The sequence below is a fragment of the Myroides fluvii genome, assembly GCF_009792295.1.
Taxonomy (GTDB): domain Bacteria; phylum Bacteroidota; class Bacteroidia; order Flavobacteriales; family Flavobacteriaceae; genus Flavobacterium; species Flavobacterium fluvii_A.
In genome coordinates, this window is record NZ_CP039934.1 from 2,634,553 (window position 1) to 2,653,913 (window position 19,361).

A 19,361-nucleotide genomic window follows, 5' to 3' on the forward strand; every position below is an offset into this window, starting at 1 on the left:
CAAAGATGAAAAAAAGATACATTGGATTTGCAGGGCTTGGTTTAGTATTGGCGTTAGGTACGCAACAAGTTCACGCACAACAAGGTTTCGGTACAGATAAACCTGCAAAATCAGCAGCAGTAGACATACAATCCTCAAAACGAGGATTGTTGATTCCGCGTGTGGATTTAGTGGCAACAACGAATGGTGTAACTCCAATCAATGACCCAAAGCAATCGTTAATGGTGTATAACCAAGCTACGAATGCTAAAGGAACCGCTACAGGGGTAACACCAGGATACTACTATTGGGATACCGATCGTTGGGTTCGCTTTGCACAACAAGGGGATATTTCTGCGATTAACTTAGAGGGGGACGTAACAGGACCAACGAATGCAACAATAGTTGGAGCAATTCAAGGTATTGAAGTATCGAATGTAAATCCAACGGCTAATCAAGTGTTGACGTTCGATGCAACGGAAGGAAAATGGAAAGCAGTAAGCTTAACAGAAAATAACTTGACAAGTTCAAAAGGTATTACTGGAACTGGAATTACAGTAGGTGGAGAAACAAATGGAGCAAATTCTACATTGAAAGATGTAACATTAGCGATTACGCCAGGTAAACCTAACTTTGTCATGGTAACTAATGCAGATGGTAATGGAACCACTTGGGTAGATCAATCAACGATTGCACCGGCCACTACAAATGAATTGACTAAGGAAGCAAATTCAAATGGGAATACCCTAGTTTCTAAAGTAAATGGAGTAGAGTCTTCAGTAGCACTTGTTGAAGGTGTAAGCAATACAATCACTGGAACAACAATCCAAACCACGGTAAACGGTGTCGTTTCAGCATCAGTGGATCTAAAAGATGCCATTCAAGCCGGACAAAAAATCACAACGGTTGTTGATGGTGTAAATACAACGGTTACTTCTTCAGTAAACCCTGCAGGAAGTAATACAACAGAATACAAAGTGAACGTTTCGAATGAGGACATTCAAGCGGCACAAAAAACAACTTCTGTAGTAGCAAAAAACAATAAAGTGTCTGTAGTAACGAACGGCGTAGGTACAACTGTAAACAATACAGAATATACGGTAGGCGTAGAAGAGGCAAATTTAAATTTAGCTTTGATTGGCGGATCGTTAAATCCAGGGCAAATTGCTCCAGGTACAGAAGGTCAAGTATTGACAACGGTTCCACCAAAAGCAGGTACAACTACACCAAGTGTAGAGTGGAAAGCTCCTGCAACGCATGAGAATATCTATACACATGATGGTACGTTAGTGCACGCTACAGGAACAACCAGAACAGTTGATTTCGGGTCATTGATTAATATGACGTTTAAGAAGGCTACGCAAAGTCATCAGTTTACGTATGATGCTAATCATACGGGAATCAATATGTTTGGTGACAAAACATCTTCCATAGGTTTGATTTCAAATGTCAAATCGAATAATATGGAGTCGAAATTGAAGCTAAAACATGATAATGAATTATCTGAAATTATCGCTAATTCTGATAAAGGATTAAGGATTGGTACTGAACATTTAAAAAACATTGATTTTACTACATACGATTGGGCAACAGGATCAGCAGTTGAAAAAAAGATTATGACCCTAAAAGCTGATGGAGGCGTTCAGGTTGTTAACATCAACACGCCAGCCTTCAAAGGGGGAGCAACAGATAACCTGGTAGTAGCAGATGCAACGGGAGTATTAAAAACCGTGGAGCGCAAAAAAATGGCACCTCAGTTTTTCTATATGCCAGCGGTGATTTTCAATACGAAAACAAGAGGAACTGGTTTAACTAGAGATTTATACCAAGACTATGTGAATCAATTCACTACAGCTAGCGGTACAGCCTATAATATTGCACATGGTGCAAATGGAGGAAGTCTTGCATATGATGGAGGTGTAATTGGAAGTGATGGTGCACCTGCTGTAATGGAGGTATACGGAAGAGGAGAGTTACACTACTATGTTACCTATTACGATAAAAATGTATTCGCTAATATTAGCATCAATGCAAATGGAGAGTTGAAATACGATATTGTCGGAACAGCAACACCCGCTTCGTATATGAATATCGTTTTTGTAATCAAGTAACGAATCATAATGGAGGTATTTTGAAGCAAAAGTTTCAAAATCTAAAATGAATTATAATTACGAATACAGCAATGATATATACAATTATAAATAAAATAACAACAAAAGCTTTACTTACTTTAGTCCTAGTACTAGGGGTAAGTACGGCTGTGTTGGCAGATGGTTCTAAAAACTTATATCCAACTGGAGCAAGCGGATATCGTGCAATGTTATTAGGAAAAGAACACTCTTCTCCAGAAGCAATTCCTTTTGCTAATGCAGGTGCTCATTATGTGTATGCAAAGGTGGGAGAGATCATTACGTTAGCTTCTTCTGCTCAGAGTTATGATAATAGTATTACTAAGCGAATTGCATTATATGCACCCAATGGTAATCCTATTGAATTAACTACTTATACTGGTTCTGGAAGTAGAAGAGTATATTTTGGAAATATTCCTAATCGTACAGCAGAATTAGCAGGACCCAAAAAGACAGAAAATGGAAGTGGAGGTTATGTTCCGATTTATCATAAGGTAGAAGAGACAGGGATTTATCGCATAGAATTTACAGGTAGAAGAACATCTGGGGATGGTTATATTGGTGAAACCGGATATACTCAAGTTGCTGATATAAATTGGAAAGAAGAAAATACTTTTAGTATAACTGCATGGGATATTTCAGTATTAAATTCTGCTAGGACTAGTTTTATACCTGGTCGTACTTATGCGACAAATTTAAATTTTTCAAATGGGAATTTTTCAAGTGGATCAAATTATCAAAATGTAGAATTTAATGGACAGTTTTATGTACGTACGAATGATGGATTTACCTATCGCGTAAAACACAATGGAACTTCAGGTATTGTTTGGGCTTTCTTTGTCAACAACAAAGGGTTTGTGGATAAAACGACAAGAAATGCGTTGTACAAAAGTATGAATAGTGAGGCGAGTGGTGTAAGAGATCAAATTCACAACCCCAATACACCAGATGATGCATCCAATATTACCCATAAAATTTATTATACTTTACCTGCTGATGACATGCCAGCTAGTGCGAAGGTCAATGTGAGTTCAGGCAGTACAACTGGATTAACAACCTGGTTGAATCCAAGAGTTGAAGAACCTGAAGTAACCAACGTAAAAGTAGTTGGTGCAGAAGGAACCTCTGGTGTTTTTGGACATAAAGGAGGCTATATCGAGTTCGATGCACCAGTAGCAGGACAACAATTTACGATTGAAATTGTAGTAAACGGGAGTGTTTTTAAAGCCATAGAAGGAAGTACAACAGTAGGACATAATAAGATTTACTGGAATGGTGTTGGAGCGAGTGGACAAAAGTTAAGAGGAACAGTACCTGTAGATTTAAAAATCCAACTACAAGGAGCTGAAGTGCATTTCCCTTTCTTTGATATGGAATACAACAAAGGAGGAATCATTATTGAGTTGTTGAACTACAATAATTTAACTGGACCTGCTATTTCAGATCTAGTCTTTTGGGATGATGCCAATATTCCAAATGTTTCGAATGGTTCAAATGTTAGTCCTAAAATCAACAGTCATTTAACCCCTGGAAATAATGGAATTAGCAGTAATTCCAACGGACACAAATGGGGAGAAGGTGGTTCAGGAGGAAATAATACCTTCGGAGATAAAAAGTCTATGGATACCTGGACGTTTCGAATGGGAAATAAAAAAGAAGAAAGAACACAGGTAGTAATTAAAGAAGCCGATTTATATACACAAATTACTCAAAAGATTAATGGTAGTGGAACTACAGCAAGTGGACGTAAAGGAAGCACAGTAGAATATACGATTGTAGCGGGTAATAAAGGACCTGATGATGTGATCGCTGATATTCCTAACGGTATTCACGGAGCACCTTTTAGTTTTACGCTACCTCCAGGGGTGGATGTTGTAAATCCATCACAAGTGAGTGTGGTATCGTCTTGTACGTCAGGATCAAAGATTGCTAAAGAATCGATTGAATTAGTCTATGATCCAGCAACGCGTACCTTTCGTTCAAAATTGCAAATTCCAAAAGATTGTACTGTTACCTATAAAGTAACTGGAATATTAAACGGAATGACAGGATCTATGGTGGCAGAATCTACCATCATGAGACCCGCAGACGTTTCAGATCCAGATGCAACCAATGGAGATCCATCGGTTAGACCAACGAATCCTCACTACGAGTGTTACAACAACGATTCAGGAAATCTACCAGGAAGTAGTGGATCGATTGGCTGTAACAACATCAAAGAAGCGGTATTCATGGCGTTGGGTGAATGTGTGGATCAGATTTTATATTTTGAAGACTTTGATCGCGGGTACTGGAATGTGAATTCTGGAAGAACGGATTGGATGAATAAAGCGTCGATTAGCATAAATCCGACTACAGGAGCTATTATGACCGATGGGAATGGAAGAGTCGTGAGACAAGGCCCAATAGGAGGAGCAACAGCAACCTACCTATTTGCACCAGGAATGAACGATAGCCGTTATGCTAGTGCAAATGGATTGCCACACAGTCAAGAGATTTCTGTAGCGCGTATCAAAAACGGATACTATTCGGTAAACCCTCCAGGATACGTACAGATGGGAATTCCAACAACGGATTCTTGGAATGAAGGAATTTGGGTGCCGAATGCGCCAACCAATGATCCTACATTGCCAAACAGTAATTTCGACTGGACACCCGCTTGGGACAAAGTGAATGCAATTCGCGATATGTCTGGAGCGGTAAATGGTTCGGCTTTCTTAGTTCGTGGAGCTAGTTCAGCGGCACAAAGTATTAAGCCATTCTACGAGTTTGAAGTAAGCGGAAGAATTGAAAAAGACAGAATTTATACCTTAGATATTTATTCCTATGTAACCTACCACGACAAAGACTATATGTTGATGGATGTAGTGGATAAACAAACAGGACATATCTATGCGTCTGTACCTTTAAAATACCCAGGACCTGGTTTACCAGAAGGGGCTTCACCAGAAGGATTTAGCTTAGGATGGGTACCATTAACCGCTAGTTTTACGTTTGCCGATGCAGAATGTGTGGATGTTTTAGGAAGAGAAGTGAAAATTGCCATTCGCGGAAGTCAAGATAGAGCCTTAGAAACAAGTAAAGGATTTGGACATACGTTAATTGATAATATTACTTTCTCTAAACGTACAGCGAATCAAAGTTGTGGAATCCACGTGTCTAATATTACGTGTGCAGATGAATGTTATCAAGATGTAGTAGGTAAAGGATTTGGATGGTTCCATAGTGCAGGAGCTAGACCTGAAGGAAGTAATGTAGTAGAGAAATTCGAACAACCAGCTACTGATGGAGGTTTCATCGTGGATATTTACCGTCTAGACAATTCTTTCAATATGGTAATCAACGGAGTACCTTTGTATAGAGAAGAGTTGGAATTTGAAACAGGACATGCTAACCGAAATGTGCGTTTTAAATCAGATGGGAAGCGATTTGGAGAGACAGGAACAAGTGCCGTTTGGAATGTGAATAAACATTCAAATGGAGTTGAATCAGATATTACGAATTTGGATTTAGAAGATCGATTGAACAACCCTACACCTGTTATTCGCGTAAGTATTGACAAATGGGGGAATGTGAAATTGGAAGGTAAAAGAACGACTAACGCCGCATTAGAAGAGTTAGAAGTTTACGATCGAAATAATAATAATGTCGTTGTTCCTTTACAAGTGGTACACTGGATTTCGGAAGGAACGGGAATGGAAGTAAATAAAGTGGATGTTACCCAAAACGTAATTGGACAAACGATGATGTATGGTTTCGGATACGGTTTACAACAAAAAGAGTGTGAAACTTGTACGTTGGAAAAAGATGGAGTCTTTGCAGATGAGAATGCCAACACATTCGCAGAAGAAGGAGAAACCATTACGTATACTTTCAAAGTGAAAAATGCGGGAGATATGGATATTTACGATATTGATATTAACGATCCATTGTTTGGATTTAATATTAAGTTAGATGAAACGACACATCAACCCATACAAGCAGGTGTAACTTTAGAAGGAGATAACAACAACAATGGAGTCTTGAATAGAAATGAAACGTGGACGTTTACCGTTTCGTATCAAGTAACACAGGATGATATTTATGTCAATCAAGGGGTATATAACCGCGCAACAGTTACAGGAGTTGGTCGTTTACCTCGATCAGAACGTACAGTAAATGAGCAGTCAACTGATCCAACGCCTTATAAAGAAGGAGATCCAGGATGGGATGCTACAAAATCATTCCACACGTATGTTCGTTTAGAGGGAAGTGGATTATTAATTACCAATCCAATGATTTATCAAAAGGTTAAGCAATTATAAGCTATGAAAAAAATATACAACCACCGTTTACTTTTCCTAAGTATTTTAGGAGTTAGTGTAGTAGCAGTCGCACAAGAGAAGGAACGTTCTTTTGTCAACCAAGGCGAAATATCCGTAGCAACTGGTGGGGTTATCTCAACCTTATACGATTTTGATAACCAAGCAGGAGCAAAAGTACACAACGATGGAACCGCTTATTACTATCGCGATTTTAATAACGATGGGTATTATTCTTTTACCAGCAACCGCAAAACGGGAAAAGCTATTTTCACGCGTTATACTGGAGAAGCTGGACAAGGAGCTCAGCTCATCAGCGGATCGGAAATGTCAGAATTTCACGATGTGGAGTTGAATAACGCAACCAAGAAAATGGCGTTTGATTTAAAGAACAACATGGAGGTACACGGTACTGTTGATTTTCAAGATGGAATTATTAAGGTTGATCCAACCCTTGCTCCAGATAAAAAATTATCAATAGGTATGTTGAGTTTCCAACAAGGAGCTAAGGCCATCAATGTAAGAGATGAATCTCATGCAGAAGGTCAGGTGGAGAAAATAGGAAACGAGCCGTTTCAATATCCAAAAGGAGACAGAGAAATGTACCGCTATGCACGTATTTCTGCTCCGGAGCTAAAAACAGATGCTTTCGTTGGGGAATACCGCACAGACGATAATCAATTTTTCGTAGCTCGTCCTGCAACGGTGGGCGTAATCAAAGAATTAGATAAAAACGAATATTGGCTGATTGATCGAGGTGTAGATACCCAAAGTGAAATCTTGTTAACCTTGAGTTGGGATGAGCGTACGACGCCTGCGTCTTTACTCGCAGATCCAGAAAACGAATTGCACATTGCGCGTTGGGATGCGAAACAACAACTATGGGTTGATGAAGGGGGAGTTGTGGATATGTCTACCAAAGAAGTTACGACAGTAGCTGCGGTAAAAGGATATGGATTCTTTACCTTAGCCACCGTGAAAAAAGATTGGATCTTAGATGGTGATATCGTCATCTACAACTTAGTAACACCAGATGGAGATGGTAAAAACGATTACTTTATCATTGATAATATCAAAAAATATCCAAACAATACCGTAGAGATTTACAACCGTTGGGGGGTAAAAGTATACGAAACTAGAGGATATGACCCACTTGGAGACGGAAGTTCCAATGTATTCAAAGGATATTCAGAAGGTCGCGTGACGATCGATAAGAGCAAGAAATTACCAAGTGGAACCTACTATTACGTAGTAACGTATGAGTACAAAGACCAAAATGGTAGTCGTATGATTAAGAAAGCTGCAAATTTACATTTGGAGTCTAATTAAATCAAAACTAGATGAAACTAAGAAACACAATACAGACAATTGTTCTTGGCGGTATAGGCTTGTTCAGCATGACGCAAGCCTATGCGCAACAAGATCCACAATATACCCAATACATGTATAACCATTCCAACATCAACCCCGCTTATGCAGGGAGTAGAGAAGGGTTAAACATCTTTGGATTATACCGCACGCAATGGGTCGGATTAGAAGGAGCACCTAAAACAGCAACCTTATCGGTGAATACTCCTTTAGGGGATTCAGGCTTAGGTTTAGGGGTGAACTTTGTCAATGACCACTTAGGGGTAATGGATGACAATACACTATCGGTAGATTTATCTTATGCAGTTGACTTGAATTACCACACTAAATTGGCTTTTGGATTAAAAGGATCAGCCAATTTATTGGATGTAAATTACAGTAAATTGCATATTTATAACCCAACGGATCCCGTGGCAGAAGACGACATCAAAAATAAATTCACACCCAATATAGGGGCTGGATTATTCTTGTATTCAGACAAAGCCTATGTTGGTTTATCCGTGCCTACGTTGTTAAAGCGCTCGCGTTATGATGACAATGATGTGAAAACACTACGTCAAAAAATGCACCTATACTTGACAGGGGGATATGTATTTGATATCAATACCGATATCAAGTTTAAACCCGCTACGATGATTAAAATGGAACAAGGATCACCGTTGCAAGTAGATCTATCCGCTAACTTCATGTTTGTAGATAAATTTACTGCAGGGATTGCCTACCGTTGGGATGCTGCTGTGAGTGGTTTAGTTGGTTTTCAAGTGTCAGACAATATCTTTGTTGGATATAGCTATGATGCCGAAACAACAAAGTTAGCCCGTTATAATTCGGGGTCTCACGAGATTTTTATGCGATTTACATTGTTTAACAGCTACAAGCGTATAACTGCGCCAAGGTTCTTCTAATTGTTATAAGTATGGTAAAACAAATAGTACAACTGGGTATTCTGAGTGCAGCTTTAAGCTTTAGCTTCTCGGGATACAGCCAGATTAAAAAAGAAAAACAAGCGGATAAAAACTTTGATCGCTTAGCGTATATCGATGCAATCAAAGTATATGAACGCATTGCAGATAAAGGATTTGTCAATACATCCATTTTGCAAAATTTAGCCGATGCTTATTACTTTAACGGAAAATTGGTAGAGGCGAATAAATGGTATGCAGAGCTATTTGATGGTACTTACGAAGATAAAGACCTTACTGCTTTATCATCTGAATATTACTATCGCTATGCACAAACGCTAAAGGCTACTAAAGATTACGCAAAGTCACAAGAGATGATGGGGCGCTTTGCAGCCTTGGAGCAAGAAGATTCCAGAACAGCGTTGTACAATAAAAACCGCGATTACTTAGAACATATCGAAAACCGTTCTGATCGTTATGATATCAAATTATTAGATATCAATACAGAATATTCGGATTATGGTGGTACAATGTTCGGAGATCAATTCATCTTTACTTCCGCACGTGCAACAGAACACCAAAGTGGAAGTAAAATACACGCCTGGACCAACGAAAGTTACACGAGCTTATATAGCTCTACGATTGATCAAAAGGGCTTTGGAGAACCCGTACTTTTTGCACCAGAGATTGAATCGAAGGTAAATGACGCAACAGCCGTATTTACGCAAGATGGCAATACGATGTATTTTACGCGTAACAACTCCAAAACCAGTGGTAGAAGCAAACAAAATAAAGATAAAACCTCTTTATTAAAATTATACAAGACAGTAAAGCAAGCGGATGGGAAGTGGGGACTAGTAGAGGAATTGCCGTTTAATTCGGATAATTTCAATACAGCCCATCCTGCTTTAACTCCTGACGATAAATGGTTGTACTTTGTTTCGGATAGAAAAGAAACAATCGGACAATCGGATTTATTTCGCGTAGCACTGTATGAAAATGGAGGATACGGACCCGTAGAAAACCTTGGAAAAACAATTAATACAGAAGGAAGAGAAAGTTTTCCTTTTATATCTTCGGATTTTCAACTCTATTTTTCCTCTGATGGACATCCAGGTTTAGGAGGAATGGATATCTTTGTAGCAAAATTATATCCCAACGGAACTTTTGGACCGGTGGTGAATATGGGAACGCCAATTAATAGTAGCATGGACGATTTTGGATTCTATTTAGATCCAAAGCAAAACAAAGGATTTGTTAGTTCAAACCGTGCAGATGGAAAAGGATCAGATGATATTTATTTCTTGGCAGAAAAACCGTGTAAACAAAGTATCGAAGGTACCGTATATGACAAAGATACAAATGAAGTGTTAGCTGATGCCCTAGTGGTAATCTCTGATGCAATGTATCAAAAATCAGATACAATCTATACGAATAGCAAAGGATATTACATCACTTCTTTGTTAGATTGTGGTCACAAATACCGCATCAAAGCAGAGAAGAAAAGGTATAATACCGTTGAGGTTGCCTTTAACGTAAATCGAGAACCAGGAGTTAAAACCGTGAATATCGGATTAGAAAAAACGGAAAAACCACTGGAAGTAAACGACGATTTATTTAAGAAGTTAAACCTTCAACCTATTTACTTTGATTTTGACAAATCGAATATCCGTAGAGACGCTTCGATTGAGTTAGTGAAAGTAGTAGAGGTAATGAAAGAATACCCAAGTATGAAGATTGATGTGCGCTCACATACAGATAGTAGAGGTAATGATGCGTATAACATGAGTCTATCTGATCGCCGTGTGAAATCAACTATCAAATGGATGATTGAACAAGGAATCGATCCAAGTCGCTTAACAGGTCGCGGTTATGGTGAAAGTCAATTGCTAAACAAATGTAGTAATGGCGTACCATGTACAGCAGAAGAACATCAGTTAAACAGACGAAGTGAATTTATTATTATTGAAATGTAATATAATCACAAAGCAAAACAACAAAAACAATTTTTTTTCGATGATCCTGCTGTAGGATTTAAAACAAGCAGCATAGCCCACAAGAGCGCTCGATTTCGAGCGCTCTTACTTTTTATTGGTAGTACATAAAGGAAGTCATACTCAATGATCCTCCCACATAGGCGTCATTGAAAAACAGTAAATCATCCTTTTTTTCCTTTAATCCCAAGGTGTAAAGCATCGGAATATAGTGTTCTAAGGTAGGCACAGCTAGCGAAATATGCGGGTGTATTTTTTCGTAATCAATGAGGCGTTTTACATCGTAATCCACAACGAATTGCTGAAGTGTTGCATTGATTTCAATCGCCCAGTCAAACCCGTAGTTGTCCTCCATCTTATCCCAGGAAAGCAAACGCAGATTGTGAATCATATTACCGCTGCCAATGAGCAACACCCCTTTTTTGCGCAAGTCACGCAATTGGGTAGCCAATTGATAATGGTAATCCAAGGGTTTATCATAGTCAATGCTCAGCTGTAAAACGGGGATGTTTGCTTGTGGAAACATATGTCGAGTAATGGACCAGGTACCGTGATCTAAACCCCAATCGTGATCCAAGTGAAGATCGGTATGAACCAACTTTTGAATGTCTTTTGCAAGTACTGGATCCCCAGGAGCAGGATATTCAACCTCAAATAAAGGCTGCGGAAACCCCCTGAAATCGTGTAAGGTCTCCGGAAAATCCATAGCAGTAATCGCACTGCCTTTGGTCAACCAATGAGCAGAAATAACAACAATGGCCTTTGGTGTAGGGAAGCTTTGCCCTAGGCTGTGCCAATTTTGAGAAAATAGCGTATCCTCAATTGCATTCATCGGCGAACCATGTCCAATAAATAACGCGGGCATTAAGTGCTCACTATAGGATAACTGCTGTGAAAATCGATATAGATCTTGAAGTGATTGCATAAGGTTTGAATTTAATAGGTAAAGTTCTACAATTTATTTTTTGCTGTCTCTCGAATTATTAAACGTTTAACTATATTAAGAAAAGAAATAAATTTAGTCTTTCGTTGCCATAATTTCACTTAAATCGGAAGTTTGAATCTTAAAATTAGTGTAAAGTAATGGTGTTATTTACTTCTTGTTCGCATAATTAGGGTGAATAATAATTGAAATATACATATTTATAGGGTATGTTGTTTGTATTTTGAATTTTATGTTTTATTTTATTGATTGTTTCTTTGTTTTCTTAATTTTTTAAGGGAAATACTGCGTTAATTTTGTAGAATAAATTAATCAAAAGGATAGAATGAACGCAAAATTGAAGTACATCGCTCTCTTTTTGTGTTGCTTGTTTATTCAACTAGCACATGCACAAGAGAAAGAATTTTCGGGAACGGTTACAGAAGGCGGTGTGCCTTTACCAGGTGTAACGGTTCTCCTGGAGGGAACCCAACAGGGTACTCAAACAGATTTAGACGGAAAATACACCCTAAAAGTAAAACAAGGGGATGTACTTGTATTTTCTTTCATCGGGATGAAAGAAATAAAATACAAGGTAACGCAAGCGAGTGTGTATAACTTAGAAATGGAGGCTGAAGAAAATAGGCTAGAAGGAGTTGTAGTTACGGCTTTGGGTATTAAAAGGGACAAGAAAAAATTGGGGTATTCTTCCCAAGAAGTGAAAGGAGAGCATCTCGCCAGTGCCGGAAAATCGAATGCGGTAAATGCGCTCTCGGGAAATGTTGCTGGTTTGCAAGTGACCGCCCCATCAACCATGGGGGGATCTGCGCGTATTGTCTTGCGTGGTGTCAAATCTGTGGTGGGTAATAATCAACCGCTGATTGTCGTTGATGGAATTCCCCTGGATAACAGCAACTTTGCAGATAATGATATGCAAAGAGGAGCAGGTGGACGCGATTATGGTGATGGATCTGCTGATATTAACCCCGATGATATTGAATCAGTAACCGTTTTGAAAGGTGGGCCTGCATCAGCACTTTACGGTAATAGAGGAGGAAATGGCGTGATTATTTATACCACCAAATCAGCCCAAAATGGGCGAACTGAAATTGAATTTAATTCGGGGCTAGCCTTCGAATCAGTCAACATCATGCCTCAATTGCAAAATCAATATGGAGGTGGATCAACAGAAACGTTTAGACAACAAGAAATCAACGGAAAAACATACAACCTGCCTGAGTATATTCTAGATGAAAGCTGGGGACCTAAATTCGACGGAACGCCTTATCTCCCCTGGTATGCTTTTGATCCCGAATTCGGAAGTGACTACATGAAGGAAGTTCCTTGGGTCAAATCGAAAAACGATGTCAAATCCTTTTTTAAAACAGGAGTAACGCACAATCAATCGGTGTCGATTGCCAAGTCATTCAAGGAAAGCAATATTCGAATGGCTTTTAACAATAACGTAACGGAAGGCATCGTTCCCAATTCAAAACTTCAACGCAATAATTTTACGGTTAATGCTTCAACGCAAATGAGCGAACAGTTAAAAGCGGAAACCAATGTCAATTTTGTCTATACAAAGGGATTTAACCGCCCCGAAATTGGCTATGGCGATAATTCTGTTGCAGAGCGATTCTTTCAGTGGGGACAACGCCAATTAGATTTCAATAAGCTAAAAGACTATAAATTAGCCAATGGAAATCAACGCTCTTGGAATAGAATGTCCTGGGATAATGGAATGCCCGCTTATTCTGATAATCCCTATTGGGTAACGTACGAAAATACGTCCCAAGATGTGAGAAATAGATTCTTTGGAAACGCAAAGCTAACGTATAATTTTGCGAATAATATATATGCTGTAGGAACAGTCTACGCCGATCAATATAACCTTGCCATTGAGGAACGCGTAGCCGTGGGTTCTCAAAAAACGTCTTCTTATCAATTGACCAAGAGAAATGTTTCTGAATACAATTATGAAGGACGTCTACACTATGATGACCAATTTAATGACATTGGTCTGAATACTTTTATCGGTGTAAATAGAAGTGAAAAACGCAATGACTTCGTGAAAGGCGAAAGCGTAGGAGGACTTAATTTGCCTAATTTGTATAATCTGGATAATAGCGTTTCTCCAGCGAAAGGAACCAATACGTTTGTTCATTCGCGTACTAATTCTGTTTTTGGATCCGCTAGTGTCAACTATAGAGAATTTGTATTCCTAGAAGGTACCGTGCGTACGGATTGGTTTTCTACCGTTAAAAAATCTGTAACCTACCCCTCATTAACGGGAACGTTTATCTTTTCAAATGTACTAAATGATGTAGATTGGTTGAGTTTTGGTAAAATTCGATTCGGTTGGGCACAAGTGGGAAATGATACCGATCCTTATCGAACCCAAGACTACTATAGAGTAAATGGTCCATTCTTGGATCAACCAACGTATGCCTTAGACAATACAGCGAATAATCCTGACTTAAAACCGGAGTTGATGACAACCAAGGAAATTGGACTGGAAGCTGCTTTTCTCCACAATCGAATTGGAATTGAAGTGTCTTACTATGAAATTGATACGCAGGATTTAATTACAAAGGTACAATATGATGCCGCTACGGGATTTGCCTACCGATGGATGAATGCAGGAGATATGGAGAATAAAGGAGTTGAAGCAACCTTAAATCTAACTCCTATTCAAACAAGTGATTTTTCATGGCAAATCACCTGGAATATAGCAAAGAATAAAAATAAACTAACCCGATTAGCAGAAGGAGTAGAGTCAGTAGAGATTGCTCGTGCACCTTTCCGAGTTTCACTACAAGGAAAAATGGGAGAAACGTATGGACAAATCTATGGAACAGATTACGTTTACGATGACAAGGGAAATAAAGTGATAGGAGAAGATGGATTGTATAAAGCATCTGAAGTGAAAGCCTTGGGATCTTATTTACCCGATTACAATATGGGAATTAGAACTAGTTTTCGCTATAAAAACATCAATCTAGGTGTGTTAATCGATGTGCAAAAAGGAGGGAAATATTATTCAACAACGCATATGTACGGCATGTTTTCGGGGATGTTAGACGAAACTACTGCAAATAATATTAGGGAAACCGGATTAATCTTGGAAGGGGTAAAAGAAGACGGCACAAAGAATGATAAAAGTATTAGCGCTGTAGATTGGGCAAAGGGGTTTAATGGAACAGTAGATGCACAAAATATATTTGATGCAGACTATGTGAAATTGAGAGAAATAACGGTAGGCTACGATTTGCCAATGAAGTGGTTGGGGCCTTTCAAAGGAATAACGATTTCCTTGTATGCGCGTAATTTATTTACATGGAATTTGGCTTGGAAAGGAATGGATCCTGAAATGGCCTCTTATGGAAGTGGGAATATTCAAGCCATCGAAGGAGCATCATTGCCCTCAACGCGAAGTTATGGAATGAATGTCAAATTTAAAATATAATTGAATCACATGAAAAAATATATCATTCAAACTGTAGTAGTGATGAATCTGATTTTGTGTATAAGTTGTGATCGCGATTTAGACAAAATCAATGTTAATCCAAATCAACCCTTAGAGGTAACAACTAATGGATTGTTTAACAATACGAATAAGGAGTTGATGACCAGAACAAGGAGAGGTATGCCCTCTGGACGTATGGCGCTTCCTTGGATTCAATATTCCGCCCAAAGAAATTACACAGCAGAAGATCGCTATCAATTTAGAGGCGAAGTAAATAATAGCTTGTATACCGATATCTTTTTAGCCGTAAAAGGGTATAAGCAAATCATCGATATCGTGGAAAATCCTGTTAATGCATCGAAAGTAGCTACGTATGGTGACCCCGTAAATCAATTAGCCGCAGCGCGTATTATGATTGCTTATGCACAATTGCAATTGGTGGATATGTATGGCGATGTTCCGTACTATTCTTACGGAACTAAAGATCCCGACTTTCAAGCCATGACCTTGGGAACGGATCAAGAAATAGCAACGCCTAAATTTGCACCTCAAGATAAAATCTATACGGATTTAATGAAGGAACTAAAGGAAGCTGCTGAATCTGTTAACATGGAAGCATCGAATATTTTTAACTCCGGAGATTTTTTATTTGGCTCTCCTTCAAAATTAAAGAAATTTGCCAACTCATTGCGCTTGAGAATTGCTAATCGAGTGAAAACGATTATTCCGATGGCTCAAACGCATATTGCTGAACTAACTGCAAATACAGCAAATTTGATGCAGTCGAATGAGGATAATGTCGGGCAAAAATTCCAAAATGACCCCGTGAAACCAGCTCCTTTCTACCTTGATGCTTTCGTCTCGAAAAGGAACGACTTTTCACCAACTAATACGTTTGTAGAATTGCTAAAAGGAGAAACAAAAACCGCACACCCGAATCCTTTTGCCAATATCGTTGATCCGAGATTGTATAAAATGGTAGCTCCAATTAGTCAACTCGTTACAGATGAAAGTGGTAAACAAACAGAGGTAACATTGGCTTTTTACTATGATGCTTCTAAACCAGAACCTTGCATTGAGAAAAATGATTACGTCGATCGTACTCCCGATTTTTATATTGGTATGCCTATCGGAATTACAGATGCTTATACGGGAAGTCAGGCCGATTTTGCTTCTCAATTTGGCGGCACAGTGTATAAAGCCGATGCTACAGAGCTATTGATGGAATATGCCGAAGTAGCTTTTATTTTGGCTGAATTAGGGGTGGATCCACAAGCAAATTACATCAATGGAATCAAAGCCTCCATGGAAAAATGGAAGGTAGATCCTACTGATATTGATAGCTATTTATCCAACGCACTAACGGTTAATCAAGAAACAATACTCACCCAAAAATACATCGCTTTATTCCTACAACCCTATGAAGCATGGGCAGAATATAGAAGAACAACATATCCTAAAACCCTTTTATTTCCTGGACAAACTCACGAGCTAATTGCTCCAGGACCTCAACAACAAACGGAATACATCTTTACGCCTCTAAATGGACTGACTGATTTGCCTGGACGTGTTACATATCCAACCAATCTAAACCTCGTTAATAAAGCGAATAAAGATGCTGCAGCTGCAAGAATGGGAGGAGATCTCATGAGCACCAAATTAATTTGGGCTGAATAATTATTTTTAGGTTAGAGTAAAAGGGTTTTCTGAAAAGAGACCCCTTTGCGCTAATACAAACAGTTAGCCCTTGGTTTTTACTATGTCTGCTCGTTGATTTTCGATTTTTTACCGCTAACCTCCCTAAAAACAGTCATAAAAAAAAGCGTAATATTGTAAAAAAAAATGAACTATACTTGTGCGAATTGTGGACAAGAACACGATGATTGGCCAGCATTAGTCTATCCAACGCCGTTGAGTTATGCAGAATTAACCGACGAAGAGAAAAAAAAAGCCGAATTAACTAGCGATTTATGTGTAATTCAAAATCCAACAGATACCTACTATTTTGTTCGAGTAGTATTGATTCAAACTGTAGTAGATGCTTGTCAAGATTTAGACTATGGCGTTTGGGTTTCACTCAGTGAAAAGAGCTTTAAAGAATATTGCGATAATTATGACAACAAGGAATTTAAGACAACCTATTTTGGGTGGTTTAATAATCATATAGCACCTTATCCCTTCGAAACTTGTATGGGAATTGGTACTAATGTAGAAGTAGATAATGAAAGAGGACGACCTTTTATTTACTTACATCAAAAAGAAAACAATGATTTAGTGCATGATTTTTATACGGGAATTACAACCGAAGAAGCGACAAGGAGAATTAAGGTTGCCCTAGGAAATTAAAAGAATAAATAAAAAAAAACAGGAGATTTTCAATCTCCTGTTTTTTTAAAAGGATAGCTTAATGATGCGGTCCAATTGTTTTTTATTGATATCAATCGGAGCTGCATTGTATAATTCTAATTTCAAAAGAGATACAATAGCAAAGAAATCAGTAGCTAAAACTTTGTAATAGCCTTCAAAATCCCTTTCGGTTTTATCCTCAATTCGCTTGATTTTCTTGCTTTCTTCCATTAAATTTCCAACACACACCAAGATTTGATCAAAGGTCTCCGTTGAGGTGTGCATCTGTAAAAAACCAAATTCAAAAAGCAAATCTTGTAAACTGTTGACTTCTCTTTCTAGGGTTTTGTCATGACTTAAGTGTAAAGTCAATTTTTCTTTTTGTAGAATAGTGTTTAATTGGGTAAGGAAATGAAAGAAAACCTCTTGTTTCTTTTCAAAAACCATTAAGTTTCGCTCTCGTGATTCTTCGCTTTTTGTTTGTCCTTGTAAAAGTAAAACAGTGATAATAGCGGTAATAACAACACCCAATAAGGTGCCGAAAAATTGGGCTGGTAGCGAACTGAGTTCGAAAATTTCAAAAGTAACCGCAGTAATTAAGAATATAATCGTTAAAATAAGCACAGCGCCACGTGAAAAATTTGATTTTAACTTCATTGTCAAAGGTTTGAATAGATCGTAATAGATTGAAATGTTCAGGGATTAAAGTACAACTTATTTTGTATTAGACTGCGTTTTTTTTGGGATTACCTGGATATATAGAGGTAGAATTCTATTATTCATAATAAAAAGAAACTTTTGTTGTACTTCGTATAATAAGCTGTGTTTTTTTGCGTTTTATAGGGGTATTTAGCCTAAAAACATGAAGTATTAAAAAAATATTAAAATATAGACTGTGCACTTGATTTGATTAAAAAAAGGAGTATGTTTATACAACATAAGATTTAAAATATAGAGTTATGAAAACAAGAATAATGTTGAACTATGCAACGACTATCTTAGAAAGCGTAAGTTTTGACTCGAAATTGTTTTATAAAGAGTTACAAAAAGCACTAAATCATTTAGTTCCATATGATGTTGAACAATTAGGTAAATGGGTGAACAGCTTTGTACAAGAAAAACCTGAATTAAGCGATTCTCTACATTTATTAAACGTATAAAATGAAAAGCTATCTCAAATGAGATGGCTTTTTTTATGCCTGCTGGAAGGGTAAATTCGTTGATTTTGTCATAATCATCTCCTTTTCTTTACCTTTGAGATAAAATGAATACTATAATGAATAGATACTTCCATATAAATAGTAAAGTAAATGCCTCAGTTCCAAGAAGGAAAAGGAGCAAATCAAACGAACTGCAAATCGGTATAAATGAGAATAGAGGATGAGGATATATGTAAAAAACATGGTTTGTCATCGTTGTATCCTCGCAGTAGAACAGATTCTTCAAAAGCTGAATTACACCGTTGTTGACATTCAATTAGGTAAAGTAGAAATACAAGAGCAACTCGATGATAAAGCACTAGAACAGTTACGCCAACAAGTAGAAGCCATCGGATTTGAGCTTCTCGATGACAAAGAACGTCAGTTGGTGGCTCAAATAAAATCATTATTAATCCGTTTATTGCAATCGGAGCATTGGACGTTAGAAACTCCTTTGTCTTCATATTTAGCGGAACAAGTAAATAGAGATTATTTGTACTTGACACAGCTTTTCTCTCAAATTGAATCCACGACAATTGAGCAATATTTTATTCAATTGAAGATTGAAAGAGTAAAAGAATTGCTGACGTATGGTGAATTGACATTAAAAGAAATAACCTTTCGTTTAAATTACAGTAGTGTAGCCCATTTAAGTGCACAATTTAAAAAGATAACGGGAATGACTCCCACGGCATTTAAACAAGTGATGCCCCATCATAGAACGCAAATTGATCTGCTATAAAAAGAACAAAGCC

At 38.0% G+C, this 19,361-nt stretch carries 12 protein-coding genes; 10 read left to right on the forward strand and 2 right to left on the reverse strand.

Annotated features, from left to right (window positions below; genetic code table 11):
• The first annotated feature begins 5 nt into the window (after nucleotides 1-5).
• The 5 genes from FBR08_RS11920 to FBR08_RS11940 all read left to right on the forward strand — a co-directional run bounded on the left by FBR08_RS11920 (nucleotide 6) and on the right by FBR08_RS11940 (nucleotide 10,655).
• Nucleotides 6-2,090, forward strand: coding sequence for a hypothetical protein (locus FBR08_RS11920; protein ID WP_158962915.1), 2,085 nt, complete (start codon nucleotides 6-8; stop codon nucleotides 2,088-2,090).
• Nucleotides 2,091-2,161: 71 nt separating this feature from the next.
• Nucleotides 2,162-6,412, forward strand: coding sequence for a DUF7507 domain-containing protein (locus FBR08_RS11925; protein ID WP_158962916.1), 4,251 nt, complete (start codon nucleotides 2,162-2,164; stop codon nucleotides 6,410-6,412).
• Between the two features lie 3 nt (nucleotides 6,413-6,415).
• Nucleotides 6,416-7,738, forward strand: a complete 1,323-nt coding sequence (locus FBR08_RS11930) for a gliding motility-associated C-terminal domain-containing protein (RefSeq protein WP_158962917.1) — start codon at nucleotides 6,416-6,418, stop codon at nucleotides 7,736-7,738.
• 11 nt (nucleotides 7,739-7,749) lie between these two features.
• Entirely contained in the window at nucleotides 7,750-8,682 is a 933-nt protein-coding gene (locus FBR08_RS11935; RefSeq protein ID WP_158962918.1) for a PorP/SprF family type IX secretion system membrane protein, read from the forward strand.
• A gap of 11 nt (nucleotides 8,683-8,693) precedes the next feature.
• On the forward strand, nucleotides 8,694-10,655 hold the full coding sequence (locus FBR08_RS11940) for an OmpA family protein (RefSeq protein WP_158962919.1): 1,962 nt from the start codon (nucleotides 8,694-8,696) through the stop codon (nucleotides 10,653-10,655).
• A 112-nt stretch (nucleotides 10,656-10,767) separates the two neighbouring features.
• Here FBR08_RS11940 and ygiD read toward each other — a convergent pair whose 3' ends face one another.
• Nucleotides 10,768-11,598 (reverse strand): 4,5-DOPA-extradiol-dioxygenase, encoded by an 831-nt coding sequence (gene ygiD, locus FBR08_RS11945; RefSeq protein WP_158962920.1) that lies wholly within the window; start codon nucleotides 11,596-11,598, stop codon nucleotides 10,768-10,770.
• Between the two features lie 343 nt (nucleotides 11,599-11,941).
• Here ygiD and FBR08_RS11950 point away from each other — a divergent pair, with 343 nt between their 5' ends.
• The 3 genes from FBR08_RS11950 (at nucleotide 11,942) to FBR08_RS11960 (ending at nucleotide 17,407) form a co-directional block, all read left to right on the forward strand.
• The gene (locus FBR08_RS11950) at nucleotides 11,942-15,061 is read left to right on the forward strand and encodes a SusC/RagA family TonB-linked outer membrane protein (protein WP_158962921.1); all 3,120 of its coding nucleotides are present in this window, start codon (nucleotides 11,942-11,944) and stop codon (nucleotides 15,059-15,061) included.
• 9 nt (nucleotides 15,062-15,070) lie between these two features.
• Nucleotides 15,071-16,738 (forward strand): SusD/RagB family nutrient-binding outer membrane lipoprotein, encoded by a 1,668-nt coding sequence (locus tag FBR08_RS11955; protein WP_158962922.1) that lies wholly within the window; start codon nucleotides 15,071-15,073, stop codon nucleotides 16,736-16,738.
• Between the two features lie 165 nt (nucleotides 16,739-16,903).
• A complete protein-coding gene (locus tag FBR08_RS11960; protein ID WP_158962923.1) occupies nucleotides 16,904-17,407 on the forward strand; it encodes a DUF2199 domain-containing protein in 504 nt (167 codons plus the stop codon).
• A gap of 45 nt (nucleotides 17,408-17,452) precedes the next feature.
• Here FBR08_RS11960 and FBR08_RS11965 read toward each other — a convergent pair whose 3' ends face one another.
• Complete coding sequence (locus FBR08_RS11965; protein ID WP_158962924.1) at nucleotides 17,453-18,064, reverse strand: hypothetical protein; 612 nt, start codon at nucleotides 18,062-18,064, stop codon at nucleotides 17,453-17,455.
• Between the two features lie 302 nt (nucleotides 18,065-18,366).
• Here FBR08_RS11965 and FBR08_RS11970 point away from each other — a divergent pair, with 302 nt between their 5' ends.
• Both FBR08_RS11970 and FBR08_RS11975 read left to right on the forward strand, forming a co-directional pair.
• Nucleotides 18,367-18,567 (forward strand): hypothetical protein, encoded by a 201-nt coding sequence (locus tag FBR08_RS11970; protein WP_158962925.1) that lies wholly within the window; start codon nucleotides 18,367-18,369, stop codon nucleotides 18,565-18,567.
• A gap of 220 nt (nucleotides 18,568-18,787) precedes the next feature.
• Nucleotides 18,788-19,348, forward strand: coding sequence for an AraC family transcriptional regulator (locus FBR08_RS11975; protein WP_158962926.1), 561 nt, complete (start codon nucleotides 18,788-18,790; stop codon nucleotides 19,346-19,348).
• Nucleotides 19,349-19,361: the final 13 nt, after the last annotated feature.

Excerpts from the sequence above, each read along its gene's own strand:
- FBR08_RS11920 (WP_158962915.1), top strand. The coding sequence starts at position 6 with ATGAAAAAAAGATACATTGGATTTGCAGGGCTTGGTTTAGTATTGGCG.
- FBR08_RS11925 (WP_158962916.1), top strand. The coding sequence starts at position 2,162 with ATGATATATACAATTATAAATAAAATAACAACAAAAGCTTTACTTACT.
- FBR08_RS11930 (WP_158962917.1), top strand. The coding sequence starts at position 6,416 with ATGAAAAAAATATACAACCACCGTTTACTTTTCCTAAGTATTTTAGGA.
- FBR08_RS11935 (WP_158962918.1), top strand. The coding sequence starts at position 7,750 with ATGAAACTAAGAAACACAATACAGACAATTGTTCTTGGCGGTATAGGC.
- FBR08_RS11940 (WP_158962919.1), top strand. The coding sequence starts at position 8,694 with ATGGTAAAACAAATAGTACAACTGGGTATTCTGAGTGCAGCTTTAAGC.
- ygiD (WP_158962920.1), bottom strand. The coding sequence starts at position 11,598 with ATGCAATCACTTCAAGATCTATATCGATTTTCACAGCAGTTATCCTAT.
- FBR08_RS11950 (WP_158962921.1), top strand. The coding sequence starts at position 11,942 with ATGAACGCAAAATTGAAGTACATCGCTCTCTTTTTGTGTTGCTTGTTT.
- FBR08_RS11955 (WP_158962922.1), top strand. The coding sequence starts at position 15,071 with ATGAAAAAATATATCATTCAAACTGTAGTAGTGATGAATCTGATTTTG.
- FBR08_RS11960 (WP_158962923.1), top strand. The coding sequence starts at position 16,904 with ATGAACTATACTTGTGCGAATTGTGGACAAGAACACGATGATTGGCCA.
- FBR08_RS11965 (WP_158962924.1), bottom strand. The coding sequence starts at position 18,064 with ATGAAGTTAAAATCAAATTTTTCACGTGGCGCTGTGCTTATTTTAACG.
- FBR08_RS11970 (WP_158962925.1), top strand. The coding sequence starts at position 18,367 with ATGAAAACAAGAATAATGTTGAACTATGCAACGACTATCTTAGAAAGC.
- FBR08_RS11975 (WP_158962926.1), top strand. The coding sequence starts at position 18,788 with ATGAGGATATATGTAAAAAACATGGTTTGTCATCGTTGTATCCTCGCA.